This window comes from Microbacterium wangyouchuni, assembly GCF_054072595.1.
Genome location: NZ_JBSVRM010000004.1, coordinates 239,039 through 255,170, shown reverse-complemented (window position 1 = coordinate 255,170; position 16,132 = coordinate 239,039). Strand labels below are relative to the sequence as shown.

Below are 16,132 nucleotides of genomic sequence, written 5' to 3'. Positions count from 1 at the left end.
GCGTATGAAGACGACGACCACGCGTGCCCCCCGTATCGGAGTGATGGGCGGGACGTTCGACCCGATCCATCATGGGCACCTGGTCGCGGCGAGCGAAGTTGCGCACTCGTTCGACCTTGACGAGGTTGTCTTCGTCCCGACGGGGCATCCCTGGCAGAAGGCGAATGTCAGCCCCAGTGAGCACCGCTATCTGATGACGGTGATCGCGACCGCATCGAACCCTCAGTTCACGGTGAGTCGCGTCGACATCGACCGTGGCGGTCCGACCTACACGAAAGACACGCTGCGTGACCTCAAGAATGAGCGTCCGGATGCTGAGCTGTTCTTCATCACCGGAGCAGATGCCGTAGCGCAAATTCTCAGTTGGAGGGACCATGATGAGTTGTGGGAGTTGGCTCATTTCGTCGCGGTCTCCCGTCCTGGGCACGAGCTGAGTACGGATGGCCTGCCGAGCGAGAATGTCAGCCAACTCGAGGTTCCGGCATTGTCGATCTCGTCGACTGCATGCCGTGACCGTGTGGGTGACGACCAGCCCGTTTGGTACCTCGTTCCGGACGGCGTCGTCCAGTACATAGCGAAGCATCATCTGTATCGGAGCAAGGCATGACAACATCGGATCAGCCGGGAAGCCAGCCGCTGACCCGCAAGCAATTGCGAGAGATGCGTCTGACCGGCACCACGCCGATCATCAGCGAAGAAGACGCTGCGGCGGCAAAGGTCGCGCCCGTTCCGTCGCCCGCCCCGCCCGTCGCATCCGCTCCGGAACCCGAGATCGATCCGGAAACCGGCGAGGCGCCGTTGACTCGTCGCCGTGTTCGACAGCAGGAGCTCATTCGCACCGCATCTGTTCCGGTTATCGAGCCGGAGCTCGTCGACGATGACGCTGTTTCGACCGAAGAAGCTGTCGATGAAGAATCTGTCGACGAAGAAGCCGCGACCGAAATGCCTTTTGCCGCAAAGTCGGCGATCGAATGGGATGTTGTCGAACCCGTTGTTGTCGAACCCGTTGCTGTCGAACCCGTAGCCGTCGAAGAGTCCGATGAGACGGATGAACTGGCCGTTGAAGAGCAGCCCGCAGAAGCAGACCTGCCGACCGCTGAAGACGAGCCCGTCGAAGACAACGTCGTCGATGAGAACGTCATCGATGAAGCCCCTGTCGTCAATCCCGAGTTCGGCAAGGAACTGTTCACCGAGCAGTCCGCTGTTCCCGCCTTCACACCGTCGTTCGACGAACTGATCACTTCGGACTCGGGTGGATCGCAGAACCTCGCACCGAACACCCTGATCTTCACTCCGTCCGCAGGGGAGGGCTCGCTGTCCGGTCCTGTTGCTTCCACCGGCGAGATTCTGGTCACCGGCAGCTACGAACTGCCGCGGGGCATCGGCTCGCAGGGGCACGCCCACGGCACCGCCGACGGCAAGGAAGCAGACGCCGTTCTCATCGATGGGGAACTGCCTCCGGCATCCTCACCCACGCCGATCGCAGCCAGTGCCGCGGTCAGCACGATCAAACCCGCCGGCGAGGTCATCCGCCCACCGGCGCCCGAAAAGGGCAACAAGCTCATGCTGACTCTGGCGATTACCGCCGGTGGTCTGGCGCTCGTCCTGGCGGCGGCTCTGGTCATCGCCTTCACCTCGAATGTGTTCTAATGCAATCACCTGAAACAGCCGAAGAGATGCTGCAACTCGCCGTAGACGCCGCTTCCTCCAAAGGGGGAGAGGATCTCGTCGCGCTGAACGTCTCAGAGCCTCTGCCGCTCGTCGATATTTTCCTGCTCGTTACCGGAAACAGCGAGCGCAATGTCGCCGCGATCGCCGATGAGGTCGAAGACAAGCTCATCGAGGCGGGACACAAGCGCGTCCGCCGCGAGGGCCGTGCAGAATCGCGATGGATTCTCCTGGACTTCGGCGACCTGATCGTGCACGTCTTCCACTCGGAAGAGCGCGTGTTCTACGGGTTGGAGCGCCTGTGGAAGGACTGCCCCGTCGTGCCGTTCGAGCTGACCGAGACCGCCTCCGAGCGTCCGTAGCATGGCTGTGCATCTGATCACCGGCGCCGGTTCCGGAATCGGTGCAGCACTGACACGTCGTCTTCACGAGCGTGGCGACGAGCTCGTTCTTCTCGCACGGGATGCCGGTCGAGCACGCGCGATCGCTGCTGAGTTCCCCGGTGCGACGACCCTCGTTGGCGACTTGAGTCAACCGGGACGTCTTTCCTGGGCGTTCTCGAAGCAGCCGCTGCCGGAGCGCATCGATTCGCTCATCCATATCGCCGGAGTCGTGGACCTTGGCCGCGTTGCCGACCTTCCGCCGACACTGTGGGAGCAGCAGCTGGCCGTGAATCTGATCGCTCCCGCCGAGCTGACGCGACTGATGCTACCGGTGCTGCGCGTGTCGCGCGGGCAGGTGCTGTTCGTGAACTCGGGTGCTGGTCTGCGGGCGAACGCCGAGTGGGCGGCGTATGCGGCATCCAAGCACGGCCTCAAAGCTCTCGCCGACGCGTTGCGCGCCGAGGAAGCAGAGCACGGTGTGCGGGTGAGTTCGATCTTCCCCGGACGCACGGCGACGCCGATGCAGGAGCGAGTGCATCAGCAGGAGGGCACCGAGTACGTGCCCGAGCGCTTCATTGACCCCGAGTCGGTCGCGACGACGATTCTCACCGCTCTCGACCTGCCACGCGACGCACAGATCACGGATCTCTCGGTTCGACCCGGCGTCTGATTCCTTGTAGCTTCTCACTCCGATGGGCGCAAGGGCCTCGGAGTGTGTGCGCCTGCGACCTATCGTGGGAGGCTGTTATGGCCGGTGCACGCCTGGCTGGCGCGTGGAACGCGCCACACGGTCGTCGAGTCCGAGCCCACCGGCGGCATCGGCGACGGCGGAGGTCAGTCGTCTGCGCCAGTGATCGTCGGTGACAAGTTCGAGGAGGCCTCGAGTCTTCCCGATACCACGGATGCGAACGGGATGCCGTTGGAGAACCCGTCCGGCTGATCAGCAGGGTCTGGCTACTCCACCGAGCGGCGCACCGTCAGCAGGAAGACGCTGTCCTGCTCTGCTCTGACGCTGTGCCGCTCGGGCGGAATCGGGATGACGTCTCCGGCAGTGAGTTGCCAGTGCCTGTCCTGCCCGTTGAGCTGCACGCTTCCGACGAGCACCTGCAGCGTCGCCTCCGGCGGGCTCTCATGCTCGGGAAGCTCAGCCCCCGCGAGGAGGGCCATGACAGTCTGACGCAGGATAGCGTCGCGACCGCCATAGACGGTCTCCGCGGCGCGCTGGGCGTTCGTTGAACGTGCCTTGGACAGCAGTTGCTCCTGAAGCGCCGTGAGATTCGTGATCATGTGATCATCATCGCACTTGGGAATCCCGTGAAGGGCGTCAGATGATCTGACGCCCTTCACGCTTGGCCTCGCGCGCATCCTTGGTGAATGCGCGAATGATCACGGCGAGTACGCCGATGACCGCAACCGGCCAGACCAGCACATATGCCGTCAGCAGAATGATCTCCATCATGCGTCCTTTCCTGTGAATGCCGTGGTGCCAGTGACATCCGCGTCTTTCACGACGGTTTCGGCCTGCGCGATGATCTCGGATTCTGCAGTGTCGAAGTCACCGGTGCGCTGTCTGATGAGGTTGAAGTCGAAGCGTTTGGTCTTATTCATCATCGTCAGAGCGACGCATGCGACAGTGCTGACCGCATAGGCGACCAGCGATCCCGACAGCACGGGGTATGTGTGCAAGAATCCGATCGCGAACGGGGCGGATGCCACGGTTGCGACAGTTCCGACGATGAGAGCGACCCTCAGACCGAAGAACCCGAACGACATGAGCGCCAGCACGACGCCGATGCCGATCACCGATACCACGTCGCTGACCACGCCGAGCCCGCCGGACAGATCGACCCACTCGAAGCGCACCGGCAGGAACGCGGCGAGGGCTGCGACGACAGCGACGCTGAATGCGACGTTGGTGACGCGGTTCCAGTAGAAGCTCGCGATCACGGGGAACACGAGCGCACCCCACATCGCACCGACGAAGACGAGCAGATCGAGGATGTTGAACTGCATCGATGCGAAGCCCAGTGCTGCCGCAGTCGCTCCGACCATGGTGAGTCGGCCGACGAGCAGCATCGTCTTCGGGTTGGCGTTCTTCTTGCCGGCGATGTTCTGACCGTAGATGTCCGCCATCATGATCGATGAAAGTGCCGTCATATCGGCATCTGCGGTCGAGGACAGCGAACCGATGATCATGACGAAGAACAGGCAGATCAAGACAGGTGGCAGATAAGTTGCCGCCATCTGTGGAATCAGGTTGTTGACGTCGCCGCCCATCGGCTCGATGCCGGCGTACAGCGCGATCACTCCGAGCATGCCGATGCCGATGATGCTCGCGCCGTACCCGAAGGTGGCGGTGATGAACGTTTTCTTGATCAGATCCTCGCGCACGGCGAACAGGCGCTGGGCGATGGTCTGGTTGCCGATCGCGTAGGCGAGTACGGCAGCGATGTACGGCGCACCCTGGTTGAAGAACGCGTCAGAGGAGAAGAAGTCTCCCTGTTGCGGAGTGAGGTTCTTCGCTCCCGCGACTAACAGATCAGGCCCGCCTGCGGCGAAAAAGATGATCGGGACGATGATCGCTACGGCACCCAGGATGGCTACGACCTGCGCGAAGTCGGTCAGCACCGAGGCTCGGAAACCGGACCACAGCGTGTAAGCCAGCACGCCGATCGCGATGGCGACGATGCCCTGCGTGAAGGAGAACGGCGACAGCATCGAGATGAGGGCACCACCAGCGATCAGATTCGAGGTGAGGCTGATAACGCTGCCGAGCACGTTGGATCCGGCGAGCATGAGTTGGCTGGAGCGGCCGTGTCGGGCGAACATCACTTCGGCGATGGTGTGCGCCTTCGGCGCGACCTTGCGGATACGACGGCCGAAGGGGTAGATGAGCAGAATCATCAGGGCACCCCAGAGCCCGTAGTGAATAGGGCCGGAGATGCCGTATGTGTAGCCGGATGTGGCTGAGGCATACATTGACGATGCCCAGATCCATGTGGCGGTCATCGATGCGGCAGAGATGCCGAATCCGAGCTTGCCGCCAGCAGTCATGTAGCCGTCGGCGTTCTCCTTCTTCTTGGAGATGCGAATCGACATGTACAGGCTGCCGCCGAAGAACAGCAGCATGAGCAGGACAACGATCGGTCCTGACAGTGTTTGGAGGTCTCCCACCGGTGGTTCTCACTTTCTCGTCTTGGTGCGGCAGGCGCCGCTGTTTGAAAAGAGAAAGTGCGTGCTAAGTGGGGGAGTAGTGAGAGGGGGTGGTGATGGGCAGATGAATCGATGATGCTGTCAGCATGACGGGGAACGAACCTGGGTCACTGAGGTGCATGGCAGCACACAGACGAGAGACCCGGGGTGCGACTCCTTTCGGTTCGGGGTGCTTTGAGGCGCGCCGAATTACGGTGCATCCTCGAGGGGGAAGTAGATCGGTTGCGGTTGTCGCGCAGTCGGGCGCGTCCCGCGTGAGAGCGCGCAAGCGCTCCCTGCTCGTGAGGCCACGAGCATCCTTTCCACCATAGCAAGGTCTTGACGCGCCGGATTCCGGGGCGTTTCCAGCGCGGTGGACAGTTGTCAGCTGAAGAGAATGATCGCGTAGACGGCGAAGAGGGCGAGGTGCGTTGCCCCGTGCATTGCCGTCACGCTCTTCGCGGCGAAGGTCGTGACGGACAGCAGCAGCGTCGCGCCGAGCATCAACAGGTTCGCCGGTGATTCCGCGAGGATCACGGTCTGGCCGGTGAGCATACCGATCACGAGCACAGCCGGAATAGTGAGTCCGACGGTCGAGACGAGTGCGCCGTGGCAGAGATTGTTCACACGCTGGGCCTCGCCGCCCAGTGCTGCACGGACGGCGGTGATGGATTCAGGGAGGAACACGATGGCGGCGATGAGTACGCCGGCGAGTGCGGCCGGTGCGCCGAGGCGGCCGAGGCCGTCGTCTAGGAGCGCAGCCATATCGTGCGACAGCAGCACGATCGGGACGACGGTGATCACGAGCAACGTGAGACGGACGAGCACTTCGGTGCGGTGTGTGCGGATCACCTGCCGGATGCCGAGTCTCCCAGTCGCGGTCTGGGTCGCGTGCTGCGGGGCAGACGATACTCGCTCATCGATCTCGACGAAGTCCCCTGCCTGCGATCCCATCTGGCGGAACAGGAAAAAGCTGTAGAGCACGAGTGTGATGACGATGATCGGGAATTGCTGCGTCGATGTGTACGAGCCGTTCTCTCCGATGAGCGCGGGCAGCGCGAACGCGAGCGCGACGAGCACGACGAGCATCGCGAGATACGCCGAAGTACCGGTTCGGTTGTGAGTCATACCGCGGTGACGGATGCCGCCGACGAGCAGGGCGAGGCCGACGACGAGGTTGAGGATGATCATTGACACCGCCATGACGGAGTCGCGGGCGATCGTGGCATGCTCGCCGGGGCCGAGCATGACCGCTGAGATGAGGATCACCTCGATGAGCACGATCGAGAGGGTGAGCACGAGCGAGCCGTAGGGATCACCGAGACGATGGGCGAGTGCTTCCGCCTGCTTCACGACGCCGAACGCGCAAACCAGGATCACGGCGATGATCCCGACGAGCGCGATGATCAGCAGTGCCGCCGGGACTGGTGCTGCGAGCAGTGGACGGACGAGCAGTAGCGCGCCGAATGCGCTCCAGCCGAGTACGACGCGGACGATGTCGGATGCTCCGACCAGGTGTTTCAGATCTGTGGGGGACACCACGGGCTCCTTGATGGGGCCGTCCCCTGATGATGCACCTGCCGAAGGTCGTCCCTCGGTGTCACTGACTACCGTCAGGGTAGCAAATGCCTATGAGACGGCCGTTGGCAGCCCCTAAAGTGAGTCGCATCTAGCAGCGTGTCAGCGAGCGCCCGGGGCTAGAACGCCCGAAATGAACAATTGCACGAGAGTGTCTGCCTCATACCGATCGTCGCTCGCTGCACCGATGCAGAGGTTCCCGACTCCTCTGAGTACGTTGTAGGCATCCACCGAGGGCACTGCGTGTGCAGACTCGCGCGCTGCCTCGAGGAGCGCGGCGCACACGGGGACGAGCCGGTCAACGAAATAGGTGTGCAGAGCGTCGGATCCGGCGCTGTCTCCTTGCATTGCGCCGGCGAGTCCGTGCTTAGTTACGAGGAAATCCACGAACAAGGCCAGCCAAGCCCGCAGAGCCGCCTCTGGCGTCGCGCTCTCCGCGAGCAGTCGTGGTCCCGCATTTGCGCATGCCTCGACCTGGTGGCGGTAGACCGCAACCACCAGCTCCGGACGCGTCGGAAAGTGGCGATAGATCGTCCCCACGCCGACGCCAGCCTTTGCCGCGATCTCCCGTACCGGGGCATCAACTCCGGACGTCACGAACACTGCTGCCGCTGCGCTGAGCAGTGTTTCGGCGCTGCTTCTAGGACGACCAACCTGCTTGGAACGAGCAATGGTCATGTGACATCCCATCGAAACTGGCGGCGTGCATTTGCGTTTCGGAACACTGTTCCGTATTGTTGCGGAACAATGCTCCGATAACTACTATCGCACAGCGCACCCCTGAGGAAGGAACCTGTCATGGCTTCATTCATCGTCGACACGCTGGACGGCATCGTTGGGGGAGGTGCTCCGGTCGTCTCCGTCGCTCCCGTCGAGTTGTCCGCCTCGGGGCGACCTGTCCCATTGGAAGTTCGAGTGTCTGCCCCGGCAACCGGCACGAACCTCCCCATCGTCGTGTTCTCTCACGGGAACGGGTGGAACCTCGACGGGTACGCGCCGCTGACGGCATTCTGGGCCTCCCGCGGATTCGTCGTGATTCAGCCGACGCATCTGGACTCGCGCCGCAACGGGTTCGGTCTCGATCACCCGGTCTTCCCGTCGATCTGGTCTGAGCGGATCGCGGATCTCACGCGCGTCTTGGACCAGCTCGCCACCATTGAGGCCGCCGTCCCGAGCCTTGCGGGGCGCGTCGACCACAGTCGCGTTGCCGCCACCGGTCATTCCTGGGGTGGGCAAACCGCTCAGTCGCTCCTTGGCGCACGGATCCTCAATGATGCAGGCGAAGTCGGTGAAGATATGTCTGACAGCCGCGTTACCGCGGGCATCCTGTTCTCAGCAACCGGTGTTGGTGGTGACGACCTGCACCCGTTTGCGCAGGCGAACTTCCCGTTCATGCGACCCTCGTTCCAGGAGTTGGCCACGCCAACCCTCGTCGTTGCGGGCGACCAAGACCAGTCAATGATGTCGAGTCGCGGACCCGATTGGTTTGCCGATGCCTTCACGTACAGCCCGGGAGCTACCGACCTGCTCTCCTTCTACGGCGCCGAGCATGCGTTGGGCGGGATCGTTGGATATGAAGTCGCCGAGACCACCGACGAGAACCCGGAGCGGGTCGCGGTGATCCAGCGGATGAGCACGGCCTATCTTCGGACCGCTCTGCATGTCAATGAAAGCAACTGGCCCGCAGCCCGAGCTGCCCTCAGCGAGAGCGCCGATCCGATCGGCCGCGTCGATAGTAAGCAGCGCACGGCACCGCACGATGAAGCGCGAAAAGTTACTTTCTAAAAGTGTAAATCACACATAGACTTTCAATTATGGAAAACGATTCTTCGGGAGATTCTCCGAAACCCCCGGCACAGCCGACATCAGCGCAAGCACGCGAGGCGCTAAATACCCTCGACGCTGATGGTAAGAGCTTGTCTCAACGGGTTGTCACTCCCTGGTGGTACCACACGGCGCTTGGGCTGATCGTGGCACTGCTCGTGGGATCGCAAGCATTCTCGGGCCCAGCGTCAATTATGGTGGTGGCCCTCAGCATTGTGGCCATTCCAGTTCTCACCATGACCTACAGCAGTCGCTATGGAGTGACGGTCACCCAGCCGGCAGGACCGCTTAGTAGGCGTCTGCTCCTGGTGACGCTAGGGGTAGCCCTTCTGGCGTTCCTAGCAGGGGTTGCGATTAAGGTCGTCGGCGCCAGCCCGTGGTGGGTTGCTATTCCCGCGGTTGTTGCATTCGCTGTCACTCTCGTCTTGGGCCGTCGATACGACGACGCCCTCCGGAACGAGATTGCCGGCACGAGAGACCAGACGCGATGAGCGCCAAGATCATTCCTATGTTCAACGAGGTGATTCACTCTCCGACGCGCCTCCGTATCTGCGGACTGCTGCGGCGCGTGGCGGAATTGGAATTTGGGGTGATTCGTGACGCCCTTGAGATCACTGACGTCAATCTGTCGAGAAGCCTCAAGATACTCAGTGAAGCGGGCCTCGTCGCCGTCAGAAAAGAAAGCTCGCCCCTCCGCGCGGATGCCCGAAAACTTACGTGGATAGCGATCACGCCAGACGGAAGTCGCGCTCTGGAAGGCCACCTTGCCGCTCTCGCCAGCATCGCGGATGGCGACGTCTGAGGGGACCCCAGCTCGAGCGAAGTAGTAGCGGAAGATAGCGTGGGGCGAACGCGCTCGCCCCGATGGCGTCTCATCACATGACGGACGTACGAACGCCGCGTCTTCCAGCAGTTACGGCGGAGGTCATTTGTCCTTGCCCAGCGAGAGCGGGAAACGTCTCGCCTCGTGCCATCGGCCGTGTGAGCCCTCTACGAGGAGGACGACGGCAGATGCTGTCCCGCTCAGTGGCAACTCCGCGGCGATAGCTCGCTCAGCCTCTTGCAATTCTTCATAGCCAGCGGAGTCGCCCACCGTGGCATGGGGTACCGGCGCATCGTGTAAGCCTCCGTAAGGCGGATAGGCCGGGAATACGCGTGTGGCTGCTGCAGTGAGCTCAACAAACGGGACGGGCGATTCTGGCGCGAGCCGCGCATCGACGGCCAACTTCTGTCTCAGGGCAGCAAGCGTGGCTGATACTGGTGCCTCAATGATCAACGCTGTCCGGGACATATCTCGATGCTAAGCGAGGTCATTCCTGCACTAGTCGGACCGCCGCGCGGGCTGGGCATACAAAACGAAGAAGCCCCCGGTTTCCCGGGGGCTTCTTTTTGGTGGACCTGAGGGGATTCGAACCCCTGACCCCCTGCATGCCATGCAGGTGCGCTACCAACTGCGCCACAGGCCCATCTTGCTTCCCCGGGTGAACGGGGCAACTTGAAAAGAATACAACATCTGAAGCGTCGTTAGCCAATTGAGCGGGCGGCCGGGTGTTTCGACCTGCGTATGCGGGAACATCGGCACGAGTGTATGCGTTGTGATGGATATGGAGATCACGGAGAGCATCGTCATCGGAGCAGGCCAGGCGGGCCTGTCGACCTCCTATCATCTGAAGCGGTTGGGCATCGATCACCTCGTTCTCGATGCGAACGACGCTCCGGGAGGGGCCTGGCAGCATCGCTGGGATGCGTTGACGATGAACGACGTACACGGGGTCGCCGAGCTTCCCGGAGCTGAAGCACCGACACGCGGCATGCAACGCGCGAACGTCGCGGTGCCAGCATCCTTCTCAGATTACGAACGCGACCATGCGCTTCCGGTGCTCAGGCCGGTGAAGATCGACCGGGTAACCGATGACGACGGTCTGCTGGTCGTGCACGCGGGTGATCGCCACTGGCACACCAGAACGCTCGTCAATGCGACAGGCACCTGGACACAGCCGTTCCTGCCGCACTATCCGGGCGTGGAGACCTTCGTCGGGGAACAACTGCACACCGTCGATTACCCGGGGCCGGCCCACTTCGCCGGCAAACGCGTCCTCGTCGTCGGCGGTGGTGCCTCCGCCGTGCAGTTCCTCGGCGCACTCGCGCCCGTGACGGAAACTCTCTGGGTCACCCGCCGCGAGCCGGTGTGGCGCGATGACGACTTCACACCCGAGGCCGGCGCCGCAGCGGTTGCCCTCGTCGAAAAGCGGGTCGCCCAGGGCCTGCCGCCGCAGAGCGTCGTCGGAGTCACCGGTCTCATGCTGCGTCCTCAGGAGCGCGAAGCCGAACGCCTCGGCGCGTATGCCCGCCGACTCCCGATGTTCGAGCGGATCGAGCCGGACGGTGTGCGATGGTCTGACGGGTCGTTCGAGGAGGTCGATGTGATCCTGTGGGCCACCGGTTTCCGCCCGGCGATCGCCCATCTCGCGCCCCTGCGTCTGCGCAGTGCAGCAGGCGGCATCCAGCTCGACCGCAACGGACGGGGCACGACAGCCGTCGCCGACCCCCGCATCCAACTCGTCGGTTACGGTCCTTCAGCCAGCACGATCGGCGCGAACCGTGCCGGACGCAGCGCTGCCACGGGCGTGCAACGGTCGCTCAAACGTGCCGCAGAACTCATCACCACCGGTTGAGGACGTCCTCGGCGAAGCCCTCGATCCCATCGACCGAGACGCGCTCATCGGTGGAATCCAGCACCCAACCGCTCCATGTTCCGAACAGCTGATCGGTGCGCGTCGAGATGACCAGCACGTTCGTCCGCGAATGCTTGTTGTAAAACGGCGTGAACGTCAGATCCGCCCGCTTGCCGTGGATGTGCCACGGCCTCATCCAGTCGGATGAGTCGTAGTCCCAGACCAGCTCTTCGCTGATCTTCGAGAGCGTTCCGTCGACGACGACGGCGTTCTCGGTCGCCCCTGATCCATCGGTCCATTTCGAGCCGAGCTGCAGGCCGATCACTCGACCGTCGACGATTCCGCTGCCAGACGCCCAGTTCCACCACACCTGGTACGGCCAGCGTCCACGCCCATGATCGAGAACAGCCCAGCTGCCCTCTGGCACGTTGAGCGCTGTGCCATCGACGGTGAGAGTGCCGTGCGCGGGCCGCGCGGCATCCTTGACCGTGTACTGGAACCGACGGGTGCTGCCGCCGCGCCGCCACGGCACGACGACGCCGAGCGACTCATGTCCGGCCGGACGATCGGCGATGATGTCGAAAGACACCCGTGGTGTTGTGCCGCGCAGTCGGGTGCCGCCATCGATCTCGTCGATATCGAGCGTCACCTTCTTGGTGCGTGCTCGGGCAGGACCGTCGCCGAGGGATGCCGGCAGTGTGGCGCTGCGTCCGCCGGGGGAGAGCACCGTGGTGTCGATCGCCTCACCTGTGGCACGGTCGTACACCCACACCGAATGCAACGACAGGTAGTCGATGCAGGAGACGGTGAGCGCGATGATGTGCGTCGGGGTCATGACGCTCCAGTACTCCCAGCGCTTATTGCGCCCCCACTGGCCGCGGCCGGGAATCCCCGATGTGTCATGCAGCGGCGTGCGCGTCCACCCCAGGGCGGCGTGGTTCAGCCCGCCGTTCTCCGCGGTGAGCGATACCCGCTGCGTGATCTCGCGCTCGATCATGACTGCTCCTATCGGGGCCGGTGAATGCTCCCGTGATTCTATGCGGCATCAGCGTTAGCCTGGACGCATGTCTCGTGTCATCGTCTTCGGCGGCCACGGCCGCATCGCCCTTCTGCTCGCACCCCTGCTCGTGGATCGCGGTGACCACGTGACCGCGGTCATCCGCAACCCGGACCACGCGGCCGACGTCGAAGCCACCGGGGCCACCGCCGTGGTCGCAGACGTCGAAACCGCGGATGTCGGAGCCCTCGCCGAGATCATCCGTGGGCATGACGCGGTGGTCTGGTCTGCGGGTGCGGGCGGGGGAAACCCCGACCGCACCTACGCCGTCGACCGCGATGCCGCGATCAGTTCGATGGATGCTGCCGCGCGCGCCGGCGTTGCCCGCTATGTGATGGTCTCGTGGATCGGGTCCACGGCGGATCACGGTGTGCCGGAGGATGACTCATTCTTCGCCTACGCCGATGCGAAATGGGCCGCTGATGAGCACCTGCGCGCGACCGATCTCGAAGGCACGATCCTCGGGCCAGGCGCTCTCACCTTCGATGAACCGACCGGGCGGATCGAGTTGGATGCCCAGGGCAGCGGTGCCGTGGCGCGCGCCGATGTCGCAGCTGTCATCGCTGCCACGCTGACGGAGCCACTGACGATCGGACGCACAATCCGCTTCGGCAACGGCACACCGGAATCATCCGAACCCATTGCGCTCGCGCTCGCGCGGTGAGCATGCGCCGCCGCCATCCATTCGTCCTGGCCGCCATCGTCGTGGCCATGACGGCCGCTGTCACCACCGGGCCCGCTATCGCCGCGCCCACCGCGACCGCACCCACCGCGACCGGCCAGCCGACTCTTGTGCACCCTGCCGATGCCCCGGAGACATCGGCCGCCGCACAACGGCTCGTGGCCGAGATGACAACCTCCGAGCGAGCCGCAAGCATCGTGATGGGGCACATCTCCTCGCAGAACCCCGCCGAGTTGTCGGGGTACATGGAGCAGACCGGCATCGGCGGATTCATCCTCATGGGAGCGAACGTGCCGGGGTCGGAGGCCGAACTGCAGCGAGTATCCGCGGCGCTCGCAACCGATTCATCCCTGCCGGGCCCGCTCATTGCCATCGATCAGGAGGGCGGGATCGTCTCCCGGCTACCCTGGGACCAGTTTCCCGCTTCCACGACACTCAAGGAACGCCCGGCCGCGGAGGTCGCTGCCTCTTTCGCTGCTCGTGGATCACTCGTCGCCCGCGCAGGAGCAAATGTGAACTTCGGCATCGTCGCCGACACCACATCGGAGCGTACATCGTTCATTTTCGGCCGTGCTCTCGGAGCAGATCCGGCGAGCGCTGCCGAACGCGTCGCGGCAGCCGTGACGGCGGAGGAGCAGTTCGCTGCCTCCACACTCAAACATTTCCCCGGGCATGGCGCCGCCCCGGGCGATTCGCACGAGCTGATCCCCAGCACCGATAAGACGCTTGATGAGTGGCGGCAGTCAGACGCGGTGCCGTTCGTCGCCGGAATCGAGGCCGGCGCTTCGCTGCTGATGTTCGGGCATCTGTCGTACACAGCAGTCGATTCGGCGCCGGCATCGCTTTCTCCCCGGTGGCACGAGATCGCCCGCGACGGCCTCGGTTTCGACGGCGTGATCGTCACCGACGACCTAGGCATGCTGCAATCCACCGGGATCCCCGAATACGCCGATCCGATTGCCAACGCGGTGGCTGCGGTGGCCGCCGGCAACGACCTCGTCCTGTCGATCGCGCACACGACTCCGGAGACCGCATCCGAACTCACAGCCGGGATCACGACCGCGGTCGAGTCCGGATCCCTTTCTGCCGAACGGCTTCAGGATGCTGCAGAGCGCGTGATGACGCTGCGGCTGGAGCTGGCAGCATCCGGTGCTGTCTGGGCGCCGTGCGCGGACTGTGAACCGGCATCCTGACCCAGCCACGCTGACAGCATCCGCTCGCGCAGCGCCTGACCGCGTTCGGCGAAGCCGCGCTGTTGACGCACATATTCGGCCTTGCCCTCTGCCGTCTCGATCGGCACGGGCGTCACACCCCAGTCGGACAGGTCGTAGGGGGCGGCTTCCATGTCAAGCAGCCGGATGTCGCGGGCCAGTTCGAAGGTGTCGAGCAGCACTTCACCGGGGATCAGTGGTCCGAGCTTCATCGCCCACTTGTACAGGTCCATACCGGCATGCAGACACCCCGGCTGTTCCCGTTCCGGCTGATCGGCGCGGCTCAGTACCTGACGGTTAAGCGGTACGGCTTCGGGGGTGAAGAAGCGGAACGCGTCGAAGTGCGTGCAGCGCAACTCGTGCGATTCGACAACCGCGTCAGTACCGGCCCGGCCGAGGCGCAGCGGTACTGCATGCCGATGCTCGTCGGCGCGATACACCATCGCCCACTCGTGCAGTCCGAAGCAGCCGAACTGTCCGGGGCGTGCGGCCGTGCGGCGCAGCATCCGCTCAGTGAGAGAAGCCAACTGCTGTTTCTCGCGAGCGAAGGCCCCGGCATCGGGAACGACGGAATCTGTGCGCGTGCCGGGCGCGTACCAGCGCCATCCGGCCCGCTCGGGTGCATCGTCGAGCTGGACGTCGGCTCCGGGATGCCAGCGCCGCAGTTGCGCGGGTGCATACGAGTAATAGGTGAAGAGAAAATCCCATACCGGATGCTTCTCGCCGCGCGAGGCACGTTCGCGGTGTGCAGCGGTCAAAGCATCCGCACGTTCCTGGTGCTGGCTTTCGCGCTGCTGCCACCTCGTGCGGTCGAGCGACACGGTGGGAGACATCAGTGCAGGATGCCGCGTTCGGTCAGTCGCTCGCGGAGCCCGGCGCCGTCGGATGCTGCCACCCACAGCACGGTGTCCTCGGAATGGTCATCAGATGCGGCCCGACCACCGGCGAGCATGGCCTCGGTGGCGGAGAGCTGACGAATGGCGACGCCGGCGACCAGATCAGGGTGCTCCTGCATGAACTCGGTGTAGATCGACTCATCGTGCTGCCCGTCATCGCCGATCAGCAGCCAGCGCACGTTCGGGAACTCTTCGGCGAGTCGGCGCAGATTGGTGAGCTTGTGCTCGCGTCCGCTGCGGAACCAGCGATCGTGCGTCGGACCCCAGTCGGTGAGCAGCATCGAGCCACGGGGGAACAGATGCCGGTTCATGAACCGGCTGAGTGTGGGGGCGACATTCCATGCGCCGGTGGACAGGTAGATCATGGGGGAGCCCGGATGCTGGCGCACCAGCTGTTCGAGCAGCACAGCCATACCGGGGACAGGAAGACGAGCATGCTCGTCGATGACGAAGGAGTTCCAGGCGGCGATGAAGGGCCGAGGCAGCGCAGTGACCATGACCGTGTCATCCACGTCGGAGAGCACACCGAACGTCACGTCGTCAGCCACGATGAATGCGCTGGCTTCGACGGGCTCCTGATTCTCCACTGCCACGGTGAAGCTCTGCCAGCCCGGTTGCAGATCCGCGTTGATCACGGTGTCGATGACACCACCGCGATCGGCGATCACTTCATGAGTGCGTCCGCCGATCATGACGCGCACCGTGGCGAAGCTGACCGGAATACCCACGAAGCTGCGCCACCCGCGCACACTCGCGTACTCGCCGTTCTCGGTGCGGCGCTGCGGGGGAACGATCAGCACACGACCGACGACGCGCACCCAGCCGCTGCCGCCGTAGCCGGCGAAGGGCTGAATCGTCGCGGTGCGTCCACGCCGTCTCGCTCTGCTCTCACGCCAGCTGTGCAGGCGGTGCTCCAGGCGGGCGAACCAGTGAATCCTGGTCTTGGTGGGGCTGTCTTCGGACATC

General features: G+C 63.8%; 19 protein-coding genes and 1 tRNA gene. 11 read left to right on the top strand and 9 right to left on the bottom strand.

Going from position 1 to position 16,132, the window contains the following annotated elements; genetic code table 11:
* Positions 1-4 precede the first annotated feature (4 nt).
* From nadD to ACW5CM_RS08540, 5 genes are all read left to right on the top strand, one after another.
* On the top strand, positions 5-607 hold the full coding sequence (gene nadD, locus ACW5CM_RS08560; protein ID WP_438255439.1) for a nicotinate-nucleotide adenylyltransferase: 603 nt from the start codon (positions 5-7) through the stop codon (positions 605-607).
* A complete protein-coding gene (locus ACW5CM_RS08555) occupies positions 604-1,650 on the top strand; it encodes a hypothetical protein (RefSeq protein WP_457124761.1) in 1,047 nt (348 codons plus the stop codon). The genes nadD and ACW5CM_RS08555 overlap by 4 nt, the downstream gene beginning before the upstream one ends.
* On the top strand, positions 1,650-2,030 hold the full coding sequence (gene rsfS / locus ACW5CM_RS08550; protein ID WP_438255441.1) for a ribosome silencing factor: 381 nt from the start codon (positions 1,650-1,652) through the stop codon (positions 2,028-2,030). The genes ACW5CM_RS08555 and rsfS overlap by 1 nt, the downstream gene beginning before the upstream one ends.
* Position 2,031: 1 nt before the next feature.
* A complete protein-coding gene (locus ACW5CM_RS08545) occupies positions 2,032-2,721 on the top strand; it encodes an SDR family oxidoreductase (RefSeq protein WP_439254299.1) in 690 nt (229 codons plus the stop codon).
* Positions 2,722-2,805: 84 nt separating this feature from the next.
* Positions 2,806-2,991: a hypothetical protein gene (locus ACW5CM_RS08540; RefSeq protein WP_457124760.1), complete on the top strand. Its 186-nt coding sequence runs from the start codon at positions 2,806-2,808 to the stop codon at positions 2,989-2,991.
* 14 nt (positions 2,992-3,005) lie between these two features.
* Here ACW5CM_RS08540 and ACW5CM_RS08535 read toward each other — a convergent pair whose 3' ends face one another.
* The 5 genes from ACW5CM_RS08535 to ACW5CM_RS08515 form a co-directional block, all read right to left on the bottom strand.
* Positions 3,006-3,338 (bottom strand): cupin domain-containing protein, encoded by a 333-nt coding sequence (locus ACW5CM_RS08535; RefSeq protein WP_457124759.1) that lies wholly within the window; start codon positions 3,336-3,338, stop codon positions 3,006-3,008.
* Positions 3,339-3,375: 37 nt separating this feature from the next.
* A complete protein-coding gene (locus tag ACW5CM_RS08530) occupies positions 3,376-3,510 on the bottom strand; it encodes a putative transporter small subunit (RefSeq protein WP_439254303.1) in 135 nt (44 codons plus the stop codon).
* On the bottom strand, positions 3,507-5,180 hold the full coding sequence (locus tag ACW5CM_RS08525) for a sodium:solute symporter family protein (protein WP_457124856.1): 1,674 nt from the start codon (positions 5,178-5,180) through the stop codon (positions 3,507-3,509). The genes ACW5CM_RS08530 and ACW5CM_RS08525 overlap by 4 nt, the downstream gene beginning before the upstream one ends.
* Positions 5,181-5,627: 447 nt before the next feature.
* Entirely contained in the window at positions 5,628-6,782 is a 1,155-nt protein-coding gene (locus tag ACW5CM_RS08520; protein WP_457124758.1) for a calcium:cation antiporter, read from the bottom strand.
* A 141-nt stretch (positions 6,783-6,923) separates the two neighbouring features.
* Positions 6,924-7,499, bottom strand: a complete 576-nt coding sequence (locus tag ACW5CM_RS08515) for a TetR/AcrR family transcriptional regulator (RefSeq protein WP_438255446.1) — start codon at positions 7,497-7,499, stop codon at positions 6,924-6,926.
* Positions 7,500-7,619: 120 nt separating this feature from the next.
* Here ACW5CM_RS08515 and ACW5CM_RS08510 point away from each other — a divergent pair, with 120 nt between their 5' ends.
* The 3 genes from ACW5CM_RS08510 to ACW5CM_RS08500 are packed head-to-tail and all read left to right on the top strand — an operon-like array spanning position 7,620 to position 9,447.
* Positions 7,620-8,606: an alpha/beta hydrolase family protein gene (locus ACW5CM_RS08510; RefSeq protein WP_457124757.1), complete on the top strand. Its 987-nt coding sequence runs from the start codon at positions 7,620-7,622 to the stop codon at positions 8,604-8,606.
* Positions 8,607-8,635: 29 nt separating this feature from the next.
* Positions 8,636-9,136: a hypothetical protein gene (locus ACW5CM_RS08505; protein WP_457124756.1), complete on the top strand. Its 501-nt coding sequence runs from the start codon at positions 8,636-8,638 to the stop codon at positions 9,134-9,136.
* Positions 9,133-9,447 (top strand): transcriptional regulator, encoded by a 315-nt coding sequence (locus tag ACW5CM_RS08500; RefSeq protein ID WP_438255449.1) that lies wholly within the window; start codon positions 9,133-9,135, stop codon positions 9,445-9,447. The genes ACW5CM_RS08505 and ACW5CM_RS08500 overlap by 4 nt, the downstream gene beginning before the upstream one ends.
* 588 nt (positions 9,448-10,035) lie before the next feature.
* On the opposite strand, the gene ACW5CM_RS08495 is transcribed toward ACW5CM_RS08500, so the two are convergent.
* Positions 10,036-10,111: transfer RNA gene (locus ACW5CM_RS08495), tRNA-Ala, on the bottom strand.
* A 138-nt stretch (positions 10,112-10,249) separates the two neighbouring features.
* Between ACW5CM_RS08495 and ACW5CM_RS08490 the strand changes: the two genes are divergently transcribed.
* Positions 10,250-11,320, top strand: coding sequence for an NAD(P)-binding domain-containing protein (locus tag ACW5CM_RS08490; RefSeq protein ID WP_457124855.1), 1,071 nt, complete (start codon positions 10,250-10,252; stop codon positions 11,318-11,320).
* Here the strand turns inward: ACW5CM_RS08490 and ACW5CM_RS08485 are convergent.
* Positions 11,307-12,317: a DUF2804 domain-containing protein gene (locus ACW5CM_RS08485; RefSeq protein ID WP_457124755.1), complete on the bottom strand. Its 1,011-nt coding sequence runs from the start codon at positions 12,315-12,317 to the stop codon at positions 11,307-11,309. The two genes, ACW5CM_RS08490 and ACW5CM_RS08485, sit on opposite strands and share 14 nt — an antisense overlap.
* Before the next feature lie 67 nt (positions 12,318-12,384).
* On the opposite strand from ACW5CM_RS08485, the gene ACW5CM_RS08480 reads away from it, so the two are divergent.
* Positions 12,385-13,041, top strand: a complete 657-nt coding sequence (locus ACW5CM_RS08480) for an SDR family oxidoreductase (protein ID WP_439254311.1) — start codon at positions 12,385-12,387, stop codon at positions 13,039-13,041.
* Positions 13,042-13,043: 2 nt separating this feature from the next.
* On the top strand, positions 13,044-14,252 hold the full coding sequence (locus tag ACW5CM_RS08475) for a glycoside hydrolase family 3 N-terminal domain-containing protein (RefSeq protein WP_457124854.1): 1,209 nt from the start codon (positions 13,044-13,046) through the stop codon (positions 14,250-14,252).
* Here the strand turns inward: ACW5CM_RS08475 and ACW5CM_RS08470 are convergent.
* Together ACW5CM_RS08470 and ACW5CM_RS08465 are read right to left on the bottom strand one after the other, a co-directional pair.
* Positions 14,156-15,103, bottom strand: coding sequence for a 3-methyladenine DNA glycosylase (locus ACW5CM_RS08470; protein ID WP_457124754.1), 948 nt, complete (start codon positions 15,101-15,103; stop codon positions 14,156-14,158). The genes ACW5CM_RS08475 and ACW5CM_RS08470 overlap by 97 nt on opposite strands.
* Complete coding sequence (locus ACW5CM_RS08465; RefSeq protein ID WP_438255746.1) at positions 15,103-16,131, bottom strand: App1 family protein phosphatidate phosphatase; 1,029 nt, start codon at positions 16,129-16,131, stop codon at positions 15,103-15,105. Before ACW5CM_RS08465 ends, ACW5CM_RS08470 begins: the two co-directional genes overlap by 1 nt.
* Between the last annotated feature and the right edge of the window lies 1 nt (position 16,132).